A 25,950-nucleotide genomic window follows, 5' to 3' on the forward strand; every position below is an offset into this window, starting at 1 on the left:
TTATTCAACAAGCTAAATTACCATATTATTAACAAGAACTACATTGATTTTATTTACTTTACTAAACTTTTTTAGGATTTTTTTACATTATTTTGTCTAATCTCTTTAAAAACTCTATCATTTAACTTATAATTAAAGTAGTTAAACTATTTGTAGTTTGGAGGTAAAAAATTTGTATACTAAAGATTTAGACACACTAAAAAAAGTTGAACAGATATTCACTTATTTACTCAGCATAAAAAACTTAAATAAAAAAACTATAAAAAATATAAGTCAATACGAAAAAGTATATTATGAGTGTGAACTTCCTAAAGGAGAAGGATGTTATATTTATAAAGACAATTGCGAAGATTGCTGGCTAGAAGTAAATGAAAAATGTAAAAATCTATATGATAGCTTATCTAAATTATTTTTATATTTAGAAAAAAATAGTGAAAATGTAGAAATAGTATGGGGACATGCTGTTTTAGCTTGGAAAATTAATAATTCTAATATAATTCATCCACTATTTACTACAAAAATGGATTTAAGTTTTAACAGTAAAACTTCTACGTTTATTATTAAACCTTACAACAATTATATAAATATGGAACTAGAAATTTTAGAAGATTTACCTATTGAAGACATGAATAAAATACTAAATTTAAGGGATGATTTTAATAGTTTAGATGTAGACCCTAGAAATATAAAAGAATACGAATTTATATTAAAAGAAATATATGAATGTTTAACAGATAAAACTTTAGCTAATGAAAATATAATAAAAAAAGATCTTATATCTATAAATAATATAAAACCTAAAAATGAACCATTATTTTATAATGCTTCTTGCATAATAGTAAGGAATATAGATACTAGACTTTGGAATATGGAAATTAAAAATGTTCTTCAAGAATTAAAAAATGGTTATCCTATTCCAAAAACTATACAAGCTTTAGTTAAAAATGAACAAATACCACAAGATAAAGAAACCGCTAATAATTGGAAAAAAATAGGAGAAAATTTATTATTTCCTCTTCCAGCTAATGAAGAGCAAAAAGAAATAGCCAAGAGATTAGCAAAAAACTTTGGAATTGTAGTACAAGGTCCTCCTGGAACTGGAAAGAGTCACACTATAGTAAATTTAATATGTCATCTATTAGCTCATGGAAAAAGAGTATTGGTAACAAGTCAAACAGACAGAGCCCTTAGAGTTTTATCAAATAAAATTCCTGAAAATATAAGTTCTTTATGTATAAGTATTTTAGGTAATGACTCAAAAGCTTTAAAGGAATTGGATGAATCTGTGAGAAAAATAACTGAAAATTTATCTTTAGATCCTAAAGATATTTACAATGAAATTTTGCCTTTGGAAAATCAATTATCTCATTGCCTTAAAAAACAAGAAGAACTATATAATAAACTAGAAAAAATAGAGTGCTTAGAAAACAACGATATTATATATATGGGAAAATCCCACAAACTAATTAATATATCTAAATGGGTTAATGAAAACGAAAAAAAATATTCATGGATTATAGATAAAATAGATACTAAATCAAAATGTCCTATTACAGATGATGAATTTAATCATTTAATAAGTTTATTAAATAGTGTAGATAAAGATTGTTTTAGATTAATAAATAAAATTGATAATATTATATCTAAACTACCTCCTTATGAAGAAATATATGAAAAATTAATAAATATTATTAATCATAAAAACAAATATATAGATTATAAAGAAAATATAAAAGGATGGAATATTACAAATAACGTTATTAATATTAATGAAATTTTATATACATTAAAGGAAACCATAGAAACTATGAACAATATAGAAAACTCTTGGCTTAATAATGTAATGAAATATTATCATTTTGGAGAAGTTTCTAAACCTATTTGGCAACAATTAATATCTAATTGCAATAGTTATTTGCATAAAATAAGCCAATTAAAACAATATTTAAGTACTCATAAAATAGAAGTTCCAAAATCTATGAATATAGATGTATTTTATAATGACTTTAACCCAATTTATAAAACCCTTAAAACAAAAGGTAAAATAGGTGCTTTATTTAAATTATTTCATAGTAATTGTAACTACATATTAGAAAATTGCAAAGTAGATTATAATAAAATATCAACTTTAGAACAAGCAGAAATTATAAATAAATATATAGAAAAGCAAATATTAGAAAGAAGATTGAGAAATTTATGGAATAATACTGTAAAAGAATATGGTGGTAAAATATTAAATTCTTCTGATGTTAATTCTATTACAAACTTAGAAAACCTGGTAAAACAAATAGAATATATAATTAACTGGGATAATGTAGTAAAAAATAAAGTTATAAAATTAATAGATGGAATTTACTTGCCTTATGAAGTTAACTGGTATAAAAAAGAAACTTATATATATTTAAAAACAGGTTTATTAAGCATAAAAAATATAAAAGAATTTTATGATTTAAAAGCATATTTTGAAAATATAAGAAAACTATTATCTGACTGTGAAGAGTTAAAAGATTTAGATAAAGCTTTAGAAGAATATGATATCAATAATGTAAATAGTATATATCATAAATTTAATAAATTAGAACTTATAAAACCTAAAATAGATGAAATAAATATTTTAACAAGCAAATTAAAATTACAATGTCCTCTTTTAGTAGACTATATATTAAACAATGAAAATGCTAATTTAGATAAACTAACAAACTTTAGTGAAGCCTGGAAATGGAATCAATGGAATAGTATAATAAAACAAATTCATGAATTAGATATAAATAATATAGAAGAAAATTTAAGAGAAGAAAAAATTAAAGAAAAAAGCATTATTGAAAAATTAGTAGGAAAGAAAACTTGGTACAACCAAATGTTAAGAACTACAGAACCTCAAAAAAGAAGTTTATTTTCTTGGATGGAATCTATAAAACGAATAGGTAAAGGTACTGGTAAAAATGTAACAAAGTATAGAAAAATTGCACAAAATGAAATGGAAAATTGTAAAGATGTAATACCTGTTTGGATTATGCCTTTAAACAGAGTTATTGAAAATATAAAACTATCAAAAAATTTATTTGATGTAGTTATATTTGATGAAAGTAGTCAAAGTGACATTTCTGCCATATCAGCTTTGCTAAGAGCAGAAAAAGCAGTTATAGTAGGTGATGAAAAGCAAATAAGTCCTGAAGTTGTTGGAAAAGATAATGCAAAAGTAGAGTCTCTTATAAACAAATATTTAAAAAATATTCCTCATGCAGAATGGTTTGACTTAAATACTAGTTTATATAATACTGCTCTTAGGGTATTCCCTAATAGACTTCTACTTAAAGAACATTTTAGATGTGTACCTGAAATAATTGAATTTAGCAACAATCTTTGTTATTCAAATGAGATTTTACCTTTAAGATGTGCAGAAAACAAGGAAATATTTAACCCTTCTGTTGTAACTATTAAAATAGAAGATGGCTATAGAGAAACTTCTAAACCAATAAATATAAAAGAAGCTGAAGCTATAGTAAATCAAATAATAAAATGCTGTAAAGATAAAAAATATAAAAATATGACTATGGGGGTTATATCTTTACTTGGAAGTCATCAATCAGAAGTTATAGAAAATATGTTAACTGAAAAATTAGGAATAGAAGAAATGGTAAATAGAAAATTAATATGCGGTGATGCCTATTCATTTCAAGGAGATGAAAGAGATGTTATGTTTTTATCTTTAGTTATAGCTAAAAATGCTAAATTTACCTCTTTAACTAAAAACACTGACATTAGAAGGTTTAATGTAGCAGCTAGCAGAGCTAGAAATCAATTATGGCTATATCATTCTGTAGATTTAGAAGATTTAAACCCTAAATGTGTAAGGGCAAAGCTTTTAAAATATTGCATGAATCCTATAAAAAATAATTTAGAAAATAAACAATCAAAATATTCTCTTTTAACTCCTTTCCAAAAGGATATATATAGTATTATTAATAAAACTGATTATAAAATTATTCCTGATTTTAAAATTGGAAAATATATTGTGGACTTTCTAATTATAGATAAAAATAAAAAAACAGCTCTTCAATGCGATGGTGATAAATTTAATATAAATAATAACTGGAAAACACTTTACGAAAGACAAATGAATCTAGAAAAAATAGGCTGGACATTCTTTACTATAAGAGGTAGTGAATTTTATAGAAATCAAGAAAAAACTCTTGATAAATTATACAAAGTATTAAACTAAAAAATAAATATGTTAATAATACGCTTTATATTATTAACATATTTAAATATTATTGTTATAGCTGTATAATATTATTATATAGTAATAATTTTTACACAGGAGTGATTTTATGAAAAAAGAAACAAAACAAACCTTAGGGGTAATTTGGAAACATCCTGAAAGTGGTTTAAGTTTTAAAATAGGTATTCTTGAAAAATTTAAGAAAAATTACTATTTTAAATACAATGTAGAAGAAACTAAAAAAGCTTTAGAAAATGAGGAATTTTCTCTTTTTCCTGCATTTCCTTCTTTAAGCGGTCAATATTTTAAAGAAAGTCTTTTTTCAACTTTTTTAAATATGGTTCCTAAAAATAATAGAGGTAAAAATACTGATGAATTTGAAATTTTAAAAAATATAGGTTCTTCAAATAATAACAATTATGAATTTACTAATTTATCAGAAGAAATTAATAACTTAGAAGAAAAAGGTAATGAAGACTAATGTCTCATTACCTTATTACATTACACCTATTATATACATAAACTTTATATTTTAAATATTTTCTAAATTACTATTCCAAAAATTAAAATTATTTATATGATTATGTTAAAATATTATTTATAAACCACCATAATAAAAATGAAAGAAGGAATACAAAATGAAAGCTGAAATTTTAGCTGTTGGAACGGAAATACTATTGGGTGATATTGTAAATACTAATGCACAGTATATATCTAAAAGGCTGGCTGATATAGGCATATATGTATATAATCAGTCTGTAGTTGGTGATAATCCTAATAGACTTAAAAAATCCTATGAAACAGCCTTTGAAAGATGTAATTTAGTTATAACTACTGGCGGATTAGGTCCTACCAAAGATGATATTACTAAGGAAATTGCTTTTGATTATTTTAATAAAAAATCAATTTTAAATGAAAAAGCACTAAAAAACATAGAAACATATTTTAAAAAAACCAATAAAAAAATGGCGGAAAGCAATAAGAAACAAGCTTTTTTCCCTAAAGATTCCCTTATAATACCTAATTTTAACGGAACAGCTCCTGGATGTATAATTGAAGAAAAAAATAAAATTTTAATAATGCTTCCAGGTCCTCCAAAAGAAATGATTCCTATGTTTGAAGAATCAGTAATTCCTTTTTTAAAAAAATTTCAAGATGGAATTTTAATTTCTAAAGTACTTAGACTATCTGGCATAGGTGAAAGTAGTGCTGCAGAATTAATAGATGATATATTAAGCAATCAAACTAATCCTACCATAGCACCTTATGCTAAAGAAGGAGAAGTAATATTTAGAATTACAGCTAAAGCTAAATCAGAAAAAGAAGCTGAAAAATTAATTGAACCTATGAAAAAAGAGTTAATAAAAAGATTTGGAAATAATATTTATGGTGAAGGTGAAACAAACCTACAAACAGAAGTATGCAAACTATTAATTGAGAAAAATTTAACTATAGCAACTGCAGAATCTTGTACAGGTGGACTTTTAACTTCAAAACTTATAGAATTCCCAGGAGTATCCAAATGCCTTTTAGAAGGAATTGTAACTTACAGTAATACTTCAAAAATTAAAAGATTAGAAGTTAAAAAAGAAACTTTGGACAAATTCGGAGCTGTTAGTGCTGAAACCGCTTGTGAAATGGCTAAAGGAATTGCAAAAACATCTAATTCTGATATAGGAATATCTACTACTGGAATTGCTGGTCCTGATGGTCATACTAAAGAAAATCCTGTAGGCTTAGTATTTTTAGGATTATACATAAACGGTACTTTAAAAACTAAAAAACTTAATTTAACTGGAGATAGAAATAAAATACGAAGAAGAGCCACTATTATGGCATTAAATTGGTTAAGAAAAGAAATAATGTATATATGAATATAAAAAAGATGCGACTATTTTTATTATCGCATCTTTTTTATGCTAAACTGTTACTGTAGCTATAATTTCTTCTGTTTCTTTCATGGTTCTTATTTCAGAATTTAATCCTAAATCTTTTACCTTTATATTATCTCCAAAGTCTTTAGCACTTACATCTAGCTTTATAATATCTGGTATTTTTGCTGCTTCCCCTGCTACTTCAACTTCACTTAAATACATTTGTAAGTACAATCCTTTTGTTTTTAAACTACTTCTTCCTGTATATACTATAGGGATTGTCCAATTAACAAGTTCGTTTCTTTTAACTAATTGTATATCTACATGTGCTATTTTGTTAGTAACTAAGTCTCTAGATACTTCTTTTATTATTCCTAAATTTTCTTCATTGTCTATTGATATTAATATCTTCGACTTTTCTCCTTTTACTTTTAAGAAATTAATAAACTCTACTTCTTTAAATTTTACTGGTATAGTTTGTGAATTTTTACCGTAAACTACTCCTGGAATAAAACCATTTTTTCTTGATTTTTTAGCATTTTCAACTCTTTTAGTACCTACAAGAACTAATTTTTCCATTTAAAATTCCCCCTAACTCTGCTTATATTTACTATTATATCATATTTATGTAATTAATTATACATTTAACCTACATATCTAATTAATACCTCAATTTAGTATAACATTTAAAAATAAACAAACTATTAATAAAATTAATTATATATATCTAGGTTATTGACTAAAAAATTATCTCAATCATTTTTTAGTCAATAACCTAGATGCATTATTTAATAACAGTTTTATAAGGCCATTTTTCAATTCCACCTAAATCATAAACATTCATGTATCCTTTTTTTATTAATATATTGCTTGCTGATTTACTTCTATTTCCTGTCCTACAATAAACAAATATAGTACTATCTTTATTAGGTATTTTATTTTCTACTTCTCTATCTAATATGTTTAATGGTATTAATACACTATTAGGTATATGTTCTTTTCTATATTCTTTTTTTGTTCTTACATCTAAAATTATAATATTTTTATTACTAGAAATTTTTTCTTTAGCTTTTTCAGGAGATATTGTTTTATATAAAGTTTCTTTTTTATTAGTTTTCAATATAGCTTTTTCATTTAATTTATATCCATAATAAAAACCAACTAACATTATTAAAAATATTCCAGATAGTATTATTATTTTTTTATTCATTTAAATCTCCTCCTAAAAAAGTAAAATACATTAATAATCAAATACTCTATCACTTCCAGCCCCATATCTATCAATATATATTTTTCTATTATTTGTATCTATACTAAATATATCAAAAGCATTTTCCACAAAAGTTTTTATATACCTTTTAGGAGCCAAATAAGGGCTAATTTGTATAGGAACTGAATTCAAAGTAGATATATACATTATTCCATTTACTTTATCTGAATTATCCATATGAACATGTCCATTTATAACAGCTATTACATCCATAGAACCTTGTGAAGAAAAATCTACATTTACATATTGACCAAAATCTCCTTTTGTTTTATTAGATTTATATTTTTTTCCATATTTAAAACTTTCAATAACTTTCATCATTATATCACCATTTGGAATAGATTTATCATAATTAATTTTTTTGTTAATACTTACATGGCTAAAAAATATAGTTTTCCATTCTTTTTTATCTTCTTTATTTGAAAAATCTAAAGCCTTATTAGCTACCCAATTTAATTGTTCATTAGAAATACCATATTGTAATATGCCATTATATTTAGGTTTGCCATTTTCATGGTATATTTCTGGTATATCATTTGTATTAAGTACTATAATTCTCAATTTTTTATTAGGAAAATCTTTATAATAGTACATTCCCTCAGGATTTTTTTCATCTACTATTATACCCTTAATATACTTTCCTATAGTAATATTATAAAATTCTCTTTTAGAAATAACATTATGGTGTGATTGAGGTGTGTTTCTCACATTATAATAACTATTATCATCGTGATTTCCAACTGCATAAAATGTAGGGCATTGATTATTTTTGCATAACTCTCCTAATACTTTATCTAAATACATAATTGATTTATTTTTTTTGTCATATCCATCTATTATATCTCCACCATGTATAACAAAATCAGAACCTATAAGTCTAGACATTTCTTTAACTTCTCTAAAGTGCTTTATTGCTTTATCTCTAAAACCTGAAGTTTCATCATAATGACTATCGGTTATAAATTCAAAAATAATAAAATTATTCTTTTTCCTACTCAATACTTGAGAAGAAATTTCTTCTAAGTTTTTTAATGAATATCTAGGTAAAGAATACTTTTCTACTTTATTTATTATATTAACTATATACCTATTTACTAAATTTTTAGTATATTCTTTTAAAACATTTACTTCACTAGAAAAAAATAAAATTATTATTGTAATTAATATTATAATTAATTTTATAGTAGTTTTTTTATTTTTAGTTATACTTATCATTATATCCCTTCTATATTAATTAATTATTCTTTATTTTAACATAAATATATACGCATTTTAAAGCTTAATTAAAAAAAATATATATTTACATTATAAAAAACCCCACACAGCTGTGGAGTTTTCTTATAATGATAACTTTTCTTCCCAATTAATTTCTACAGTACCTTGTACATCTTTTACTTTTTCCGCCTTTGATTGTAAATAACAAGCTTCACTAAAACATTCCCAATTTTCATCTTTAAATCTTAATACTTCATCTAATGTTAAATATAATATATAGCAAGGAAAATCTCTAAACTTACAAAAACTAGTTACCTCTTTAATTCTATCTTCCTTTAATACTCCATATAAAGTATTTACTTTATCTTCTGGATAAATTATTTGAACTTGGTTTTTATTATAAGGAAGTAGAAAAGTTTTATAATTATATATTTTCATTTTAATATAACCCTGACTTTTATCAATTAAATAACCAAAATTACATTTCTTCCTTAATTCTTTTGGTATACTAGATTTTAATAAATTATATACTTTTAAAACTTTTTCTCTTCCCTCTTCTCCTACTCTTCTTTTTTTTAAAACAGAGTACATCGCATTTTTTTCTTCTAATACCTTTTTATTCATTATATATACTACCCCTTTAAAATTTTACTTATATTAAAAAATTAGGATTTCAAAGAATCCTAACTATTATTTTCAGTAAAAATAATAGATACCCAAAGGCATCTTAATAAAAAACATATATAAAGTTATTTAAAATTTATAAATAAATTAAAAAAGTTCATTTTATATCTCTTCTATCTATTATTATATATCATTGCCAAATATATTGCAAACCAGTAACATAGATTCATTAATCACATATATTTATATAGTAACTAATTATTAAAAGGAGAATTATATGCATTTTATATCTTTACTCTTATTTGTGCTTTCAGCAAATATAGATAATATAATAGTCGGTATTACTTATGGAATAAAACAATTAAATTTAACATCAACTAATATAATGACTATAACTATTATAATTACTCTTGGAACAGCAATTTCTATGTACTTTGGAAAAATTATTTGTTTATATATAAATTCAAACTTAGCTAATAATCTAGGTAGTGGTATGTTAATAATTTTAGGTCTTTGGTATATTGTGGATTTTTTGTTAAGCACTATGAAAATTCATAAAAATAAAGATAAAACAAATCATTTATGTTATAAAGAAGTACTAAATAATCCTGAAAAAGCAGATATAGATAAATCAGGGAGCATAGATTTTAAAGAATGTACTTTTTTATCTATAGCATTAACTTTAAATAACAGTGCTTTAGGAATAAGTGCTAGTTTAGCTGGATTAAATATAAAAATTACAATTATATTGACATTTATTATAGGTATATTAACTATTAAATTAGGATTATATATAGGGAGAAAATGTACTTCAAACTTTTTAAATAAATATGCAAATTTAATATCTGGTTTTATAATAATTTTAGTAGGAATAATAGAACTAATTATATAAGATATATTATATCCTATATAATTAGTTTACTAAACTTCTTTGTAATCTACATCTATAATATTTTCACTAAAATCTACATCCTTATTTACTTTATTACTTTTAGTATTTGTCCAACTGCTTTTATATGATCTTTTTTTTAATACTTTTTCTCTTATACTAAAATTTTTAAAATAACTTTTACATTTTTTAAATATCCAAAAAGAAAGGACCAATAAAATAATTAATGGCACTAAAGTAAAAAACAAATACACAGCTGCAACGATAATTAATATTGATAATAAAATGAATAACCAATTAGAGAACTTATTATTTATAAATTCCATTTTATCTTCTCTACCTTTCTTAATTTTATTAAGATAATTATATCATAAAATCACTTAAATTATATGAATAAAGAATGAACTTTATTCATATAATTTCTATTTCAATATCCTGTATTACTGCATCTGTTATTTTCTCAATATAATCTATAACATTTTGCATCACTCTATCAACATGCCTTTTATCATTACTTATACAGGCAATTCCTAAAGTAATAGTTTGATGATAATCTTGATTTTCAATTTCTGATATAGACACATTAAATTTATTATGAACTTTAGCTATTATGCTTTTAACTATCATTCTCTTTTCCTTTAAAGAATGTACCCAGTTAGCCATTAAATAAATTTTCCCAGAACCTATAACCATATTATACACCTTCCTTATTGCAAATCAGTATTTTTTATATTATATCATAATTTTTTACATTGATTATATTGGTTTTTTTTCATAAAATTATATTATATGAGTATTTGTAATATAATAAAAATAATAAGAGGTGAAGTTATGAAAACTAATATAAGAACTACCAAGAGAATACTATCTATAGTTTTAATATTTTTCTTTATATCAATTGTACCCGTAAGCCAATTAGTACATGCAACTAAAGATGATGATGTATTAAAATTATCTGATAAAGATTCAATAACTATAGCATTAAAAAATAGTAAAGATTTAAAAAAGATGAATTTAGCTTTATCATCTATGAACAGAAAATTAATTAGTTTAAAAAAATTAAGTGATGAAATGGATAAAGCTTTAAAAGCACTGGATGAATATCAAATACTTTATAGTAAAGAAAAAAAAATGCTCAATAGCTCCTCAAAAGATAAATTTCAAGAATATTTAAATCTCCAAAAAGAAATATTTGAAATTTCTCAAGACAATAAAATAAATCAAAATGAGAAAAAGCGAAGAATTCAAGAAATACAATATCAATTATCCATTTTAAATTTCACTGAAGATGAAAGTAAACTATTAATGACTACAAAAGAAACATCTCAGTTATTTGCTTATAAAATAATGTTTAAAAAATTAGGTATAGATAATCCCTATATTAGTGATAGAGAAAAATTCGAAAAATTTATAAAGCCCAGAGATTTTTTTTGGTACTCTATGGAAGCAGAAATAAAAAAAACAAGGAATAAAAAGTCTCAACTAAAAAATACTATAGAGCTTTCTACTATAAAATCATTTAATGTACTTTATCAATTAAATCAAATGGTAAAGATAAAAGAAGATATTTATAATATACAAAATAAAGATTTTAAACAAACTTGTATAAAATTTAAAAATGGACAAGTATCTAGATTAGAAAGAGATTGTGTTGAAAGAGAATTAAAAAAATGTGCTTTGGATTTAGAAAACACAAAAAGAAATAAAGATAATATGGAAATGAATTTCAAAAAATTATTAGGCATATCTTTATATAAAAATATAGAAATTATTAATAAAACTGATACTGCTAAATTATCTTTAGATAAAGAAGACTACTTAAAAAACGCAATAAAAAACAGAGCTGAGATTTTAAATGATAATATAGATATAGATGTAAAGAAACGTGAATTAAGTATTATAAAAAAATATTTAGCATCAAAGGACATAGAATGGATAGAAGGAGAAAATTCTGTATGTCAAGCTGAAATCAAATTAAATAATTCTAAAAATTTAATAGAGAAAGATATTCTTTCTTCTTATATAGAAATAGAAAATTATAAAAATAAATTAGAAATGTCTCATAAAACTTTAAATAATGCTAAAGAAAAACTTAAAGATGTTAATAAAACTCATGAAGTTGGTATGAGTACATTATTGGCTACTTTAAAAGCAAAATTATATGTAACTCAATGTGAAATAGAATCTATTAAATCAAATTTAGATTACCAAGAATCTTTGTATAAAATTAAATTTGCTAGTGAAATAGGATATATAAATAAAGGAGGCTTTACAAATGAAAAATAAGTACTTTATACTAACTTTAACAGTATTATCCCTTTTATTTTCCATTAAATTTATACCTGTATCTGCTTTAACTGGAAGTGATACTTTAAATCTTGAAGAATCTATTAAATCTGCTTCAAATAAAAATTCTGAATTAAGTATTCTAAATAAAAAGATAGAAATTTGTGATGAAAAATATAAAAAATCTTTGGATGAAAAAAACGATGGTGCAGAAACTTCTATAGAAACTTTAAGAAAAGGCAACGTATATCCCCTTCAAAGAAAAAAAGAATTAGAAGATGCTAAATGGAATTACGAAGAAAAAAGAAATGATGTTATTTTAGATACTGAAAGATTATATTACTTAATATTAATTCAACAAGAGTTAATAGATAATGAAAAAAATCAAGTAGATAGGCTAGAAAATTTATTAAATCAAAAGAAAAAAGAAGTGGAATTAGGTAGTGTATCTAAAAATTCTTTAAGAGATTATGAACTATCTTTAGAAAGTGCAAAAAATAAATTACAAGAATTTATAAATGAAAAAAACAAGCTTGTAATGGAATTAAATTTAAAAATAGGTAATCCTGTTAGAAAGGAACTTTACATTAAGAATTCAAACATTCCTTGTGAAGATTTAAATGAAATTAATTTAGATAATATTATAAATGAATTAATAAAAAAACATCATAGCATTTATAGTATAGAAGCAGAAATAGAATATACTAAAAATGATAAAAATAATTTTATAGATATTAATTCTAATGAAAAATATGATGATGATATAAAAGATTTAGAAGATAAATTAATAGAATTAAATTATAATTTAGAAGATGCTAAAAAAGATTTAGAATACAAAGTAATAAGTAATCATAATACTATATTAAATTTAAAAAATAGCATAGAAATTAAAAACCTGGATTATGAAAACAAAAAATCTTTATTAGATAGTGTAATTAAAAAACAAAAATTAGGTATGGCTACTAATTCTGATTATAAAATAGCTTTAGAAAATTTAAATAACGCTTTAGCAGATTATAAAAAATCTCAATTAGAATACTACATAGCAATACAAAAATTTAAATTTTTTATTAAATGTAATTAATAATAATAAATATAAAAAGAGGCTTACTATTTTAGTAAACCTCTTTTTACATTTATATATTTATTATGTTAATTGCTTCTAACTACTAAATCATCTAATCTACATCCTAATATTCTAGAAAGTACTACTATTTTATCGAAGCTGGGGTTTCTCTTATCTCCTCTTTCTAACTCCTCTAAATAAGATTTTGATACAGAAGTTTGGAATCTAGGATCTTTAGTTAGGTTATGAACATCTTGAGTGGTATAACCTAATTTTAATCTAAATTCACGGAGCTTTTTTCCATCTAACAATTAAAATCCCCCCTACAAATTAAATATATAAATCTTTACTATAATTATAATACTTTTAAAAAATAATTAATAGTTATAATTTTTTATTTATAACTATATTGACTATTGTAAATACCTACGCATTCTTGAACATTACCGGCTTTACCCTTATTTAGATATATATTGAATTGTTTTAATACTTTTGGTTTTAAATATTTTTCTGGTATACTTCCATTACTTTGAATATAATATTCTAATTTATTATCTATATTTATTTCTTTTTTTATTAATTTTTCTATTCTATCTTTATTTAATTTTAAAATTATAATCGGTAAAATTAATAAAATAGTCCACATTATAATGAAATTTATTATAAAATATTCTTTAAACCAATTATCTTGATAACAACTTTTCATTATATAATTTCCTTGAGCTTCTACTATAAAGCTATTATATTTCACATTTATATAAGCTATAAAAGCACTTATATAAACTATTATAGATGTAATAAAAGAAAAAATTGAAACTTTTTTACTACTTTTTTTATAACTCTCTATTTCTTTTTTAACTTTATCCCTTTTAAATAACAGCTTTCTTAAAAACTGAATTTCATAAATTAAATTTTCCCTTTTCATAAAATCCCTCTTTTCTTATCTCCTAAAATATATATATGCACAGTTATGCAAAAAATTTACTTATTAAATTAATATATGTAGGCTGCTAAATAAAAAATAATTGAGAAAATTTGCAGATATAAAATAATTAAAAATAATCTATATAAAAATAATAAGACAGCAACATAAAGAGAGTTTGTAAATAATTTGAATAAATTTTAGACACTCTTAGAAGAAAAAATAAAAAAACTCCGTAATTCATCACAGGACGTGATGAGCCAATTTCCGCCCCAAGGACGGGGCATAAATTGGGTAGGAGTTTTTTTGTTTTTTTCTTCTTAGAGTGTCTTAATGAAATGACTTATTTACAAACTCTCTTTATGTTGCTGTCTTATTATTTTTATATAGATTATTTTTAATTATTTTATATCTGCAAATTTTCTCAATTATTTTTTATTTAGCAGCCTACATATATTAATTTAATAAGTAAATTTTTTATTGAAACATGATAAAAGTAATATATTTTTTTAAAATTTGATTAATATACTCCTTTATTATGAAAAAATTCTCTGTATTTCATATCAGATCCCAGTATATGTGCTTCTATCCAATTTAATATAAATGAAAGAAGATCTAGCAAAACCTCTTTTTGCTCATTATCTATATCCTTTTTGCTAAAGCCAGATATTCTTTTTATAAAAGCATCATGCTCTATTTTATGATCTTCATATTTTTTAAAATTATACTCTTTCATAAGTTTTTCTTCTGTTCCAAAATGGTATACAGTATATTCCTTAAGAGCATCTAAAGCTGTCATTATTTCATCATAGTGATCATAATTATCATTTAACTTTACTATATCGTATATATTATTTCCCAACTGAAAAAGCCTTCTATGCTGATTATCTATTTGTTCAATATCTACATTATATGATTCTTTCCATATAAACATAAAATCCCCCCGTATAAATATAATTTTAACTATATTATACCATATATTCTATTAAATTAAACCTATTATTAATAAATAATGCTTATCAATAATGAGTTTAATTAAATTATACTTTTCTATTAAAATTTACTTCCAACTAGTTTTCCTTCATATAAAGATACAATACCATAATCGCAAATTCCTACAAATTTACCTTTGTAAAAGGTTTCTTTACCTGTTTTTAATTCCTTTATAAGACCTTTATCCTTATAATCCACATATATGTTTCCATTTTTAGATATATATATGTTCTTTTTATTTATAAACTTTTCTAAAGCAATTTTATTCCATGTACTGTTTGAATTCAATTGTTTATGCCAAATTTCATTTACAAATATATCTTTATTGGGATTATTCAAATCTTTTTTAGTATCTTTCTTATTACCTACATATATGGTATCTTCATTATCAACTGATAATAAGCAAAGTTTCCCAGTAGTATCAATAGGATAATTATTTTTATAACCTTTAAGATTAATTGTACCTGTTATTCTATCTTCGTATATTAGTTTATCTTCTCTATTTACAATTGATATCTTTCCAACCTTAGAAGTTATATTTTCAATTGTTTCTAATTGAGACATTATATTAATTCTATATATTTTACTTGAAAATATATTAGATATTTTTATATACATTATATGCGTAGAAGTAGATGCAGATGTATCTGTTATATCATAACTTTTATCTGATAAGGGAATTAAAACTTTATTATTATTGTTATCACTTAATTCAAAACTCTCGTCTCTTTTAGCATCATAAGATATAAACTTTAAAAAATATCCTTTGTTATCAGATATACATTTTTCTCCAATAAGTAAAATATCTCTATCAGGCAACCATTTATAATAAGGTAAATCTACGCTTTTAGACATATCTATAGTTTTTTCATCTTTAGTTTCTGTATTTATAATTTTAATAACATTATCTTTATAATAAGCTGCATATTTTCCTCTATAGGATATTTTAATATATTTTGCTTCTTGATCTACAGGAACATTAATTTTATGTATTTTATTTTCTTGTTTATTGCTAACCTTTTTTATATTAAAATTCATCTCTTCCGACAAATAAAATTTATCAACAATAAAAAGTCCAAGTGCAACAATCACTATAGGAACTAATGTCCATTTAAATAATCTCTTTAAAACTTTCATAATAAATCTCCTCTACTATTTTGCATATATTGCCGTAGCTACTGATCTTTCTCCATCCCAATTACAAGGACTGTTTATAACTTCTCCATCATAATACATTGTAGAAGAAGAACCTCCATCTAAATTACTAGCATTCCATACTCCTCTTTTAATCAATAAATTTTGTATTTCCCTTAATGTAGCTCCTTGTTTAAATCCTCTTCTTCCATCTATAACTAAAAATACAATGGTTCCATCTTTCTTTTGTCCTATAGCCGTTCTAGGATTTAAACCTTCATCTACTTCTACCTTGCAAGGTTGTCCATTAATTACAAGTGTGTTTCTAAAAGATAACGCTTCTTTTACTCCTCTATCTTTTAATTCTTTTAAAGTTTTTTCTCCTACTATTAATTTTCCTTCTTCAGTAAATGCCGTAACATTTAACTTCTCGTATTCTTTTGCATCACTATATATAATCTTTCCATTTGATATTACAATTCCTTCTGGATAAGCTCCTGTTCCTGCCCATAGTCTTCCATCAGAAGACCTATCCGTAAATCCTCCCCCATTTATTGCTGCAATTGCTTTATTTTGCTCAGCTATTTCACTAGTTCTCTGTCCCATTTTTCCTATATTTTTAGTATATCCTATTTTTATTCTTGAAGGATCTTTTATCTCTAATATGTATGCATCAAATTTTCTTGCATGTACTTCATATCTTTCTATGGTTTTATTACCTTTATGCTGTATTTGCACATCTAATTCATTTTCCTTTTCACTATTAGATACACCATTTAAATTATCATTTTTTATAATTTTATCTATTTCATCTTTTGATAAAAATGTAGTAGCTATATATTGATGTTTAAAAGTAGCCATAGCAGTTCCTACAATAGTTTTTTTTACATTTTCAAAAGGTCCATAAAACACCATTAAAGGAGTTGCTATGGAAATAATCACTAATTCATATATTAAAAATATTAATACCCTTTTAAATATAGATTTTTTTCTTTTCTTTTGCTTTTTAACATTCCGTTTATTTTTAATTGCTCTTCTATTCATAATTTAACTCCTTTATACAAATAAAAATATATAATACATTTTTTGCTTTATCATAAATTATATCATATACTTTGTGGTTATATCAAAATGCAATATTTTTATTTAAATGATATAATAATAAATAAATTTAGAAAGGTGAGATTTAATGAAAATAATTTGCATAGGTGATAGTTTAACTTACGGATTTGGAGTAAATTCTGGTGAATGCTGGGTTGATTTGCTAAGAAACAAACTTAATTTAGAAATAATAAATAAAGGTATAAATGGAGACACAACCTTTGGAATTCTTAAAAGAAGATTTGAAGATATATATAACTACAAACCTTCTTATGTAATATTAATGGGCGGTAGTAATGACTTTTTTTTAGGTTATAGCATTAAAGATGTAGTAAATAATATATCTACTTTGCTAAATGAATTAAAAGAAAAATCTATAACTCCTATATTAGCTCTTCAGCCACCTATATTAACAGATATGGCTGAAGTATTCTGGTGTGATGACTCCTTAAATTACAAAGAAGTTAAAAATAATGTATTAAAATATGTTAATTGGGCAAAAGAATATACCACAAGAAATAACATATTGCTTATAAATTTTCATGATAAATTTAATTTAATAAAAGAAGATATACATAAATATTATTCTGATGGACTCCACTTAAATTCAAAAGGAAACAAAATTATGTTTACCATTGCATTTGAATCTTTAAAAAATTCAATAAATATAAGCAATAGGTTGTTAAATAAAAAATGATAGAAATAATTTGCATATAAAAAATAATTAAAAATAAGCTAAATAAAAATAATAAGCCCACTAGCATAAAGAGAGTTTGTAAATAATTTGAATGAATTTTAGACACTCTTAGAAGAAAAAATAAAAAAACTCCGTAATTCATCACAGGACGTGATGAGCCAATTTCCGCACCAAGGACGGTGCATAAATTGGGTAGGAGTTTTTTTATTTTTTATTCTTAGAGTGTCTTAATAAAATGATTTATTTACAAACTCTCTTTATGCTAGTGGGCTTATTATTTTTATTTAGCTTATTTTTAATTATTTTTTATTCAACAGCCTAGAACAATTATAATTTAAAATACCCATCCTGCCCAACCAGGCATAATATCTCTCATCATTTCTTTCATATAAGTAAAATCTTCCTCAACCTTTTCTTCCGTTGACAAATTTATTACTACTCCATAAGGTTTTGCAAGAGATAATTTTTGGTTTTTACCAGTAAGAACCCATAATGTCTTATTATGAACTGGTTTATATTGAAGTTCATTTTCTCCAATACCATCTGTAAAATATATTAAAAGATGATTTCTCATTCTATTTTTTTTCATGTAATTAAACACAGGAGAAAAAGCTGTGCCACCTTTAGTGTCTAATTTTTTTCTAACATCTTTAGGTCCTCTTACTTTGTATACCCTTCTAATTTCATTATCACATTCTATTATTTTAACTTCTGATGGATAATTTTTTATTATTCCAAAAACTTCTGTCATTATTTGTTTTATTTCTTCATCTGACATACTTGCACTTATATCTATAGCAATTAAAATTTGAATAATATGATCAGATAATTTTCCTCTTAAATCTAATCTATCTGGTTGTCTTCTATCTTTTCTTGTTATAGTTTTTTTATAACCTACTGGAAGAGTTCCTACTATCTTTCTTAAATAATCTTTCCAAGTGATTTGTGGCTTTTGATTTAATTCTTTATAAGGTTTTTCAAGTGTTGCAGGCATTTTTCCACTATTAGCATTATTAGCCATTTTTCTTATAAGTTGTTTTAGTTGTTCATAGTTAAATGTATCATCTGATTCTTCCCACATATCATGAGTTCTACTTTCATCATGACCTGATTGTAAAGGCTTTTCCTCTCCTTTTATCCTATCATCTTCAATTATAGCTCCTTCTTTTGCCTTTAAGCTATCTATACCTTCTTGTATTTTTTTAGCGTATTCTTCTACTGGTTTTTCATATTCTAATAATATTTTGTAAGTAAGACTTACATTTTCTAAAGTACTAGACCAAGATGGCAAATGAGTAATATATTGATTAATAGAAATATCCATAGCTAAATTCACAGCTAAAGCACTATATTTTTTTCTTAACTTTTTAGCCCTTCCATAATGTCCATACATAATATGATAAACTTCATGTTTAATAAGTGCTTTCATTTCTTCTAAGTTGCATTTTAAAAACACTTTAGGATTAAAGTAAATAGAAAAATAGGATACTCCTGCTTTAGTAGCTGTAGCTGTAGGCAAATCCCACTTTATTCCCCTTTTCATTTGTATCATAAATAAAGCAAAAAAATTATCTTCGCCTTTCATTAATGAAAAAGTACATAACTCTATTAATTTAAAAAATTCCTTTTCAAATTGAGGAGACATATAATATTGTTCATCTTCTTCTATTATTTTTGCTAGAAGGCTTTTTCTTAAGTATTCAAAATTATTGTTTTGTTCCATTTTAAGCTCCTTTCATTTACTTAGCTAATTGAGAATAAACAGTAAAATAACCCTCTACAAACATTTCATTTTCCATAAATTCTTTATATAAAGTATCTTCATAATTATTTTTTATATCCTGCATAATTCCCATTTTTAAATCTGCTGGGTACAATTGTAGAAATTCAGAAAATATACCAATTTCTCTATTTCTATCTTCTTTATCTTTTAAATAAATCAATGTATTTTTAGCTGTAAGATATAATCTTGAATGGCTTTCTTTATTCATTTTGTTCTTTAATTCTTCTGAAATAGTATCTTCTTTAAAAATATCTTCTGGTTTTATTAAAGGATTTTTATGATTTTGTAAAAAATTATAAAAATCTTGAGCTATAGCAACGCCTACATTACCCTTTACTACATTATAAAAAATTCTTGAAGGGAAATTATCCTTCTCTTTAATATATACTTTATAAGCATCTGAAACTCTTTCCCAACTTCTTGGGGTAGCTTTAACAGATTCATTAGAATATGGTGTATGAAGATACTCTGGAAAACTGGCAATAAACTCAAGTATATCACTGTGAATTCTAACTTCTTCTCCAATACTTTCCATACCCCATCTAAGCCAAGTCTTAGCATCTGCATCCATTTCTATCCATACAAAACGATTTTCTTGAGCAGGGTCCATATCTACTACTCCATAATCACTTTGAGAAAATTCTTCATATTTATTAGAAGGATTCATAGCTGCAATTATATACACATTATCTGGAAGTATATATCCATTTATTTCTCTATTTAATATAATATTCATAAGTTCTTGCTGTACACTATGTTCACATCTGTTTATTTCATCAATAAATAATAATATTTTTTTGTTTGGATTTTTCATTAAAACATTATCTATTTCTAATAACTTAGTATGAATTGCATATACTGTTTTCTTTTTATTAATTTTTTTGCCATTAAACTCTATAAAATAATCTTCAACTGTTGGAAGTCCCCCTATTTCTCCTTCTTTCAATAAGTTTCCATCTATATTTATAGAATAATAATCATCCTTTATTGCTAATTCTTTAACTAATGCAGTTTTTCCTATTCCACTTTCTCCAATTAATAAAGGTACTGCTCCACTCTTAATTACTAATTCCACTGTCATTAATGCATCAAAAAAATTCATACTTATCTTCTCCTTATACTGTTAATTTGTAATCTAATAAATACATTTTAGCTTTAGCACTACCGTATTTATAAATAAATTTAACTTTATCAAATTCAATAGCATCGCATTCAATAAAATCTACTACATATTCTTTATTTATATCATTTTTAGCTAATTTGTCTTTTAAAATTGCTTCAGCTAATTCTAATGTATTTTTATCTTTTAAATATTTTAATATATTTATATTGTCTTCTATAAATATTTTCTTTTCTTCCTGACTTATATCTCCAACAAATCTAATAGCATCAGCATTTTTCGCTATAGCCTCTCTCTTAACATCAAATGTTGGATTTTTTATATACTTTATTGCATTCCAAGCATTCTTCACAGCTGCCATTTGAACTTTTTCTGAAGGATCTTTTATATATTGTATAGAATCCCAATCTTTATTTACAGCTAAAAGTTGCAATTCTTCTGATATATTTTTTACATATTGAATAGCCCATCCTTTAGAATCTATAGCTTTTTTTATAACTCTTTCTGAAGGATTTTTTATTATTCTTAAATTATTCCATGCTTTTTCTACTGCAAATAAGCACATATCCTCTGTTGGATTTTCTATGTATTCAAATACCCACACTTTCTTTTGTAAAGCTTTCCATTTAATCTCCTCAGATGGATTTTTCAAATGCTTTAATGTATCTGGATTTTTTTCTATTGCTTTGTATTGCATTTTTTCTGTTTGATTTTCTACTTTCCTTATAAAATAAGGATCTATAGAAATTCTATTTAATATTTCTTCTTCTGTCATTATTCTGTCCCCCTTTCTTTATGAACCTATTTCTTATATTAACACAAGTTTTTACAATTTTAAATATATGAATTTGTCTTTTATATATAAAATTTATCCTAATTATATTTAAAACATTATTAAAATCATCTTATTATTTAATAATATTTAACAAATAATAAATTATCAACAAAAAGTGTGCTATTCACAAGCACACTTTTATTAGCTTACATAGTATTATCATTTTTTATACTTTTGCGACTTAATTTTTCTTCTATTTCATATGCTGGAACTGGCTTTCCAAATAAATATCCCTGAACTTTATCACATTTTTTATTTTTTATTATATCAAATTGTTCTTCACTTTCTACTCCTTCTATGACTACATCTATTTTCATTTTATGTGCTAAAAGTATAACTCCATCTAATATAGCTTCTTCATTACTGCCCTTACTTATTTTATCCATAAAAGATTTATCTAATTTCAGTGTATTTATAGGTAACTTTTTAAGATAGCTTAAAGAAGAACATCCAGTTCCAAAATCATCTAATGCAATTTTTATGCCCATTTTTTTTAACCTTTTAAGTAAACTTATACTTTCTTCTAACCGTTTCATAACTTTTCTTTCTGTTATTTCTATTTCTAATAAATAAGGAGGCACTCCTGTTTTCTTTAATGCATTTTTGATAATCATTTCAAAATTGCTTTGTTCCAATTGAATAGCAGAAACATTTATAGCTACAGAATTTAAAAAGTATCCTTTATCTATCCATTTTTTCATTTGCATACAACAGTTTTTTATAGTCCATTCACCTATAGGTATTATAAGACCTGATTCTTCTGCAACAGAAATGAAGTCATCTGGAAATATAATTCCTAAAAAAGGATTATTCCATCTAAGCAAAGCCTCTAACCCTACTATTTTTTTAGTAAAAATATCTATTTGAGGTTGATAGTAAATTTCAAATTCATTATTTTTTAAAGCTCTTCTAATGTCATTTTCAATTTTAGTTTTATAAGATATACTTTTATACATACTATTATTAAAAAATTTAAATTTATTTTTTTCTAATTCTTTTGCTTTATACATAGCAGTATCAGCATTTTTTAATAATATATTTTTATCTTGTCCATCATCAGGATATATAGCAACTCCTATGCTTGCAGAAGTATATAAGGTTATATTTCCAACATTTATAGGTTTATCTAAGACTTTTGTAATTTTTTGTGCAACTTTAACACAATCTAATTTGCTATCTATATTTAATTGAAGTATAACAAATTCATCTCCTCCAAGCCTAGCAACCATATCATCTTTCGTAATAACATTTTTTAATCTTTTAGATACCTGTATTAAAAATTTATCGCCTATATCATGTCCATAAGTATCATTTATATTTTTAAATTTATCCATATCTAAAAATATAACTGAAAATTTATTTTTTTCTAATATAGTTCTATTTAATGTTTCCATAAATAATTTTCTATTAGGAAGACCTGTAAGACTATCATAATACGCAAATTGTTTAACCTTTTCAAATAATATTTTATATCTTTTTTCACTTTCTTCTAATTCTTTTTTTGTATAATCTAATTTTTTTATATAACTTTTAAGCTTCTTTACTCTCTCATATTGACTTGTAACATTCATTATTTGTATTAATATATATATATTTTTATTGTATTCTATTATATTTACTTGCATGCTTTGCCTCAGTTCTTTATTTATATCTTTATTTTTAGAAGGTATAAAAGCTTTATGCAATACCCCTGAACAAAATCTACTTTCTCCATTTTTTAAAGCATTTTTAAATATATCTATATACATATTATTCTTCAATAAAGGTGACACATCATATATCTTCTTACCTATTACTTCTTCTTTAATTTTTCCTGTAAAACTTTCAAGATATCCATTCCACATACATATTTCTAAATCTTTATTTAAAATTATAATTCCCTCGTTTAATTTGTCTAAAACATTTAAAAAAAACAAATTATTCATATTCTAATTCCTTCTTTATTTCATTAATTTTATCCATTAATTGAGTTATAGAGTTTAAACTAAAATTAGTTAATATAGCTCCTTGTATTTCTGTATCTTCTACTGTAAAGGATACATACATCAATATAAAATATACATCTTGCTTCTCTATAATCCTTTTTCTATATTCTATTATGTCAAATAATTCTATTTCAGGAACAGTATATTGAAGTTTTGTATTTAAAAGATCTCCTATACCTCCCATAACTGAATTAAGTATAATATTTCCTATTTCTTTCATCACGTCAAAGTCAATATCATTAAAATTATTAAAATTTTCTTCCCCTAAATCTAAAAAATCATCCTCACCTAAGCAAAGAGATGTTAAAACTTTAATTTTATCTGTAGGAAAAACTAACTCTGCTTTGCCTGTAAATTCTTCACCAAAACTCAAAGATGATGACATCAAAGTACCTTTTAGAAATTCTGGAAATTTTTCTTTATTAATTTCACTTTTAAATTGAGGCAAAATAATATGCAACTCTGGCACAGATAAATTAATTCTTTTATTAATTATTTCTGATAATAATTTTGCAGCCCTTCCTACGTATATATTCATTAATTCTTTTAATATATCATTTTGTTCTTTAGTAAGCATTTAGTCACCCCTTTATAAATTCACATACTTCCATAGCTTTTTCTTTATTAAAAGGTTTATTTATAAAACTAATAACTCCTAGACTTTTAACTTCTTCTTTAACAGATTTTTGCACATCTGCAGACATTACAAATATTTTAGAATCTTTATTAATTTTTTTAATATTTGCTATTAATTCTTGCCCACTCATTTCAGGCATTAGCAAATCTATAAATGAAAAATCAGGATTTTGTTCTTTATAAATTTCTAATGCTTCTTTACCTGAAGTAGCTGTGTAAAATTCCACTTCTTTTAAGTATACTTTTAAAAGTCTTAATACACTTTTTTGAGCAAAGGCAGAATCGTCTACTATCAATATTTTCATTGCTATTCCTCCATATATGTAAACTTTTATTAAATAAAGCTTTTTGAAAATTTTTCAATATCTTTTATAAGATTACTATTATCACTAGATTTATAATTTTTATTTTTCAATTTTAAAGTTTCCCGTCTTATATAATCTATAGTATTAAGAAATATATCTGCTAAATTACTATAATCTATATTTTCAATATTGTTATCCCTTAAATAGCATATAATATCTTCTTCTAAATGCATTAATTTTACAATATTATCAAGCTCCATAGTCATAGAATTTCCTTTAATTGTATGAATAATTCTAATTATCTTATCTATATAACCTTTCAAACTTTCTTCAATTTCTGCATTGATAATTAAATTTTCTAACTGATTTAATAATTCATTAGTTTCAACTATATAGTCAATTATAATGCTATCACACTCTATGTGTTTGTCCAATTTCCACACACCTCCATAAGTACATTTTTAATGCTTACTATGTAAAAATTTTCATAAATATTTATATTAATTATAATCTAAAAGGTATTTTTGTCAAATTAAATGCCTTAACCCAAAAGTTTACATTAAAAATCAAAAATTTAATTACATTATATATAATTATACCACTTTTATATTGTAAAAATTTATTTTAAATTAATTTAAAATAAATTTTTACAATATAAGTATTTAAACCTTAAATTTCTCTATTAAAATAGATAATTTATAAATTTTAACAGTAATTTAAATTTTATGCATAAAAAAATAGTGTTTCTTAGAAACACTATTAATAAGATTCATTGTCATTATTTCTCATAGCTCTTGCCTTTGCATGTACTTGAGCATCATTACCAGTATCTAAATATCCTGTTTTTGAATTCATACTGTTAAAACTGTGTTGCTTCATAGATTTATTTTTACCTTTTATATTCTTTTTCTTACTCATAACATTCCTCCAAAAATTATTTGTATATTTATTGTTTCCTAATTAAATTTAGTTTATGTAATTATAATACTTATA

The 25,950-nt window shown here is 23.6% G+C and carries 26 protein-coding genes; 7 read left to right on the forward strand and 19 right to left on the reverse strand.

What is annotated here, in order from left to right:
* Window positions 1-172 precede the first annotated feature (172 nt).
* From CLOACE_RS02770 to CLOACE_RS02780, 3 genes are all read left to right on the forward strand, one after another.
* On the forward strand, window positions 173-4,222 hold the full coding sequence (locus tag CLOACE_RS02770) for an AAA domain-containing protein (RefSeq protein ID WP_070109523.1): 4,050 nt from the start codon (window positions 173-175) through the stop codon (window positions 4,220-4,222).
* 109 nt (window positions 4,223-4,331) lie between these two features.
* Window positions 4,332-4,703: a hypothetical protein gene (locus CLOACE_RS02775; protein WP_070109524.1), complete on the forward strand. Its 372-nt coding sequence runs from the start codon at window positions 4,332-4,334 to the stop codon at window positions 4,701-4,703.
* A 157-nt stretch (window positions 4,704-4,860) separates the two neighbouring features.
* Window positions 4,861-6,096 (forward strand): competence/damage-inducible protein A, encoded by a 1,236-nt coding sequence (locus CLOACE_RS02780; RefSeq protein WP_070109525.1) that lies wholly within the window; start codon window positions 4,861-4,863, stop codon window positions 6,094-6,096.
* 45 nt (window positions 6,097-6,141) lie between these two features.
* On the opposite strand, the gene CLOACE_RS02785 is transcribed toward CLOACE_RS02780, so the two are convergent.
* The 4 genes from CLOACE_RS02785 to CLOACE_RS02800 form a co-directional block, all read right to left on the reverse strand.
* A complete protein-coding gene (locus CLOACE_RS02785) occupies window positions 6,142-6,675 on the reverse strand; it encodes a 50S ribosomal protein L25 (protein ID WP_070109526.1) in 534 nt (177 codons plus the stop codon).
* 205 nt (window positions 6,676-6,880) lie between these two features.
* Window positions 6,881-7,306, reverse strand: coding sequence for a rhodanese-like domain-containing protein (locus tag CLOACE_RS02790; protein WP_070109527.1), 426 nt, complete (start codon window positions 7,304-7,306; stop codon window positions 6,881-6,883).
* 30 nt (window positions 7,307-7,336) lie between these two features.
* Complete coding sequence (locus CLOACE_RS02795) at window positions 7,337-8,581, reverse strand: metallophosphoesterase (RefSeq protein ID WP_070109528.1); 1,245 nt, start codon at window positions 8,579-8,581, stop codon at window positions 7,337-7,339.
* 123 nt (window positions 8,582-8,704) lie between these two features.
* Entirely contained in the window at window positions 8,705-9,205 is a 501-nt protein-coding gene (locus CLOACE_RS02800; RefSeq protein ID WP_070109529.1) for a hypothetical protein, read from the reverse strand.
* A 277-nt stretch (window positions 9,206-9,482) separates the two neighbouring features.
* Here CLOACE_RS02800 and ytaF point away from each other — a divergent pair, with 277 nt between their 5' ends.
* A complete protein-coding gene (gene ytaF / locus CLOACE_RS02805; RefSeq protein ID WP_070109530.1) occupies window positions 9,483-10,097 on the forward strand; it encodes a sporulation membrane protein YtaF in 615 nt (204 codons plus the stop codon).
* A 29-nt stretch (window positions 10,098-10,126) separates the two neighbouring features.
* Here the strand turns inward: ytaF and CLOACE_RS02810 are convergent, their stop codons facing one another.
* Together CLOACE_RS02810 and CLOACE_RS02815 are read right to left on the reverse strand one after the other, a co-directional pair.
* Entirely contained in the window at window positions 10,127-10,420 is a 294-nt protein-coding gene (locus CLOACE_RS02810; RefSeq protein WP_070109531.1) for a hypothetical protein, read from the reverse strand.
* Window positions 10,421-10,505: 85 nt separating this feature from the next.
* Window positions 10,506-10,787 carry a DUF503 domain-containing protein gene (locus tag CLOACE_RS02815; RefSeq protein WP_070109532.1) on the reverse strand — a complete coding sequence of 94 codons (282 nt, stop codon included), beginning with the start codon at window positions 10,785-10,787 and terminating at the stop codon, window positions 10,506-10,508.
* Window positions 10,788-10,925: 138 nt separating this feature from the next.
* Here CLOACE_RS02815 and CLOACE_RS02820 point away from each other — a divergent pair, with 138 nt between their 5' ends.
* Window positions 10,926-12,380, forward strand: coding sequence for a TolC family protein (locus CLOACE_RS02820; RefSeq protein WP_070109533.1), 1,455 nt, complete (start codon window positions 10,926-10,928; stop codon window positions 12,378-12,380).
* Window positions 12,370-13,464: a TolC family protein gene (locus tag CLOACE_RS02825; RefSeq protein WP_070109534.1), complete on the forward strand. Its 1,095-nt coding sequence runs from the start codon at window positions 12,370-12,372 to the stop codon at window positions 13,462-13,464. Before CLOACE_RS02820 ends, CLOACE_RS02825 begins: the two co-directional genes overlap by 11 nt.
* Window positions 13,465-13,532: 68 nt before the next feature.
* Here the strand turns inward: CLOACE_RS02825 and CLOACE_RS02830 are convergent, their stop codons facing one another.
* The 5 genes from CLOACE_RS02830 to CLOACE_RS02850 all read right to left on the reverse strand — a co-directional run bounded on the left by CLOACE_RS02830 (window position 13,533) and on the right by CLOACE_RS02850 (window position 17,539).
* A complete protein-coding gene (locus CLOACE_RS02830; protein WP_070109535.1) occupies window positions 13,533-13,757 on the reverse strand; it encodes a helix-turn-helix domain-containing protein in 225 nt (74 codons plus the stop codon).
* A gap of 83 nt (window positions 13,758-13,840) precedes the next feature.
* The gene (locus tag CLOACE_RS02835) at window positions 13,841-14,371 is read right to left on the reverse strand and encodes a hypothetical protein (protein WP_070109536.1); all 531 of its coding nucleotides are present in this window, start codon (window positions 14,369-14,371) and stop codon (window positions 13,841-13,843) included.
* 517 nt (window positions 14,372-14,888) lie between these two features.
* Complete coding sequence (locus CLOACE_RS02840) at window positions 14,889-15,302, reverse strand: bacteriohemerythrin (RefSeq protein ID WP_070109537.1); 414 nt, start codon at window positions 15,300-15,302, stop codon at window positions 14,889-14,891.
* A gap of 119 nt (window positions 15,303-15,421) precedes the next feature.
* Entirely contained in the window at window positions 15,422-16,498 is a 1,077-nt protein-coding gene (locus CLOACE_RS02845; RefSeq protein ID WP_070109538.1) for a hypothetical protein, read from the reverse strand.
* A gap of 15 nt (window positions 16,499-16,513) precedes the next feature.
* The gene (locus CLOACE_RS02850; protein WP_070109539.1) at window positions 16,514-17,539 is read right to left on the reverse strand and encodes a phosphodiester glycosidase family protein; all 1,026 of its coding nucleotides are present in this window, start codon (window positions 17,537-17,539) and stop codon (window positions 16,514-16,516) included.
* 145 nt (window positions 17,540-17,684) lie between these two features.
* Between CLOACE_RS02850 and CLOACE_RS02855 the strand changes: the two genes are divergently transcribed.
* On the forward strand, window positions 17,685-18,293 hold the full coding sequence (locus CLOACE_RS02855; protein WP_070109540.1) for a GDSL-type esterase/lipase family protein: 609 nt from the start codon (window positions 17,685-17,687) through the stop codon (window positions 18,291-18,293).
* Between the two features lie 334 nt (window positions 18,294-18,627).
* Here CLOACE_RS02855 and CLOACE_RS02860 read toward each other — a convergent pair whose 3' ends face one another.
* The 8 genes from CLOACE_RS02860 to CLOACE_RS11740 all read right to left on the reverse strand — a co-directional run bounded on the left by CLOACE_RS02860 (window position 18,628) and on the right by CLOACE_RS11740 (window position 25,875).
* Window positions 18,628-20,016 (reverse strand): vWA domain-containing protein, encoded by a 1,389-nt coding sequence (locus CLOACE_RS02860; protein WP_070109541.1) that lies wholly within the window; start codon window positions 20,014-20,016, stop codon window positions 18,628-18,630.
* 16 nt (window positions 20,017-20,032) lie between these two features.
* The gene (locus CLOACE_RS02865) at window positions 20,033-21,178 is read right to left on the reverse strand and encodes an AAA family ATPase (protein ID WP_070109542.1); all 1,146 of its coding nucleotides are present in this window, start codon (window positions 21,176-21,178) and stop codon (window positions 20,033-20,035) included.
* 13 nt (window positions 21,179-21,191) lie between these two features.
* Window positions 21,192-21,971: a hypothetical protein gene (locus CLOACE_RS02870; protein WP_070109543.1), complete on the reverse strand. Its 780-nt coding sequence runs from the start codon at window positions 21,969-21,971 to the stop codon at window positions 21,192-21,194.
* A gap of 206 nt (window positions 21,972-22,177) precedes the next feature.
* The gene (locus CLOACE_RS02875) at window positions 22,178-23,956 is read right to left on the reverse strand and encodes an EAL domain-containing protein (RefSeq protein ID WP_070109544.1); all 1,779 of its coding nucleotides are present in this window, start codon (window positions 23,954-23,956) and stop codon (window positions 22,178-22,180) included.
* Entirely contained in the window at window positions 23,949-24,593 is a 645-nt protein-coding gene (locus tag CLOACE_RS02880) for a chemotaxis protein CheC (protein WP_070109545.1), read from the reverse strand. Before CLOACE_RS02880 ends, CLOACE_RS02875 begins: the two co-directional genes overlap by 8 nt.
* A 4-nt stretch (window positions 24,594-24,597) precedes the next feature.
* A complete protein-coding gene (locus CLOACE_RS02885; protein WP_070109546.1) occupies window positions 24,598-24,957 on the reverse strand; it encodes a response regulator in 360 nt (119 codons plus the stop codon).
* Window positions 24,958-24,986: 29 nt separating this feature from the next.
* A complete protein-coding gene (locus CLOACE_RS02890; RefSeq protein ID WP_070109547.1) occupies window positions 24,987-25,391 on the reverse strand; it encodes an Hpt domain-containing protein in 405 nt (134 codons plus the stop codon).
* A 325-nt stretch (window positions 25,392-25,716) separates the two neighbouring features.
* Window positions 25,717-25,875, reverse strand: a complete 159-nt coding sequence (locus tag CLOACE_RS11740) for a hypothetical protein (protein ID WP_175429428.1) — start codon at window positions 25,873-25,875, stop codon at window positions 25,717-25,719.
* Between the last annotated feature and the right edge of the window lie 75 nt (window positions 25,876-25,950).

Origin of the sequence: Clostridium acetireducens DSM 10703, assembly GCF_001758365.1 — a bacterium.
GTDB classification, from domain to species: domain Bacteria; phylum Bacillota; class Clostridia; order Clostridiales; family Clostridiaceae; genus Clostridium_C; species Clostridium_C acetireducens.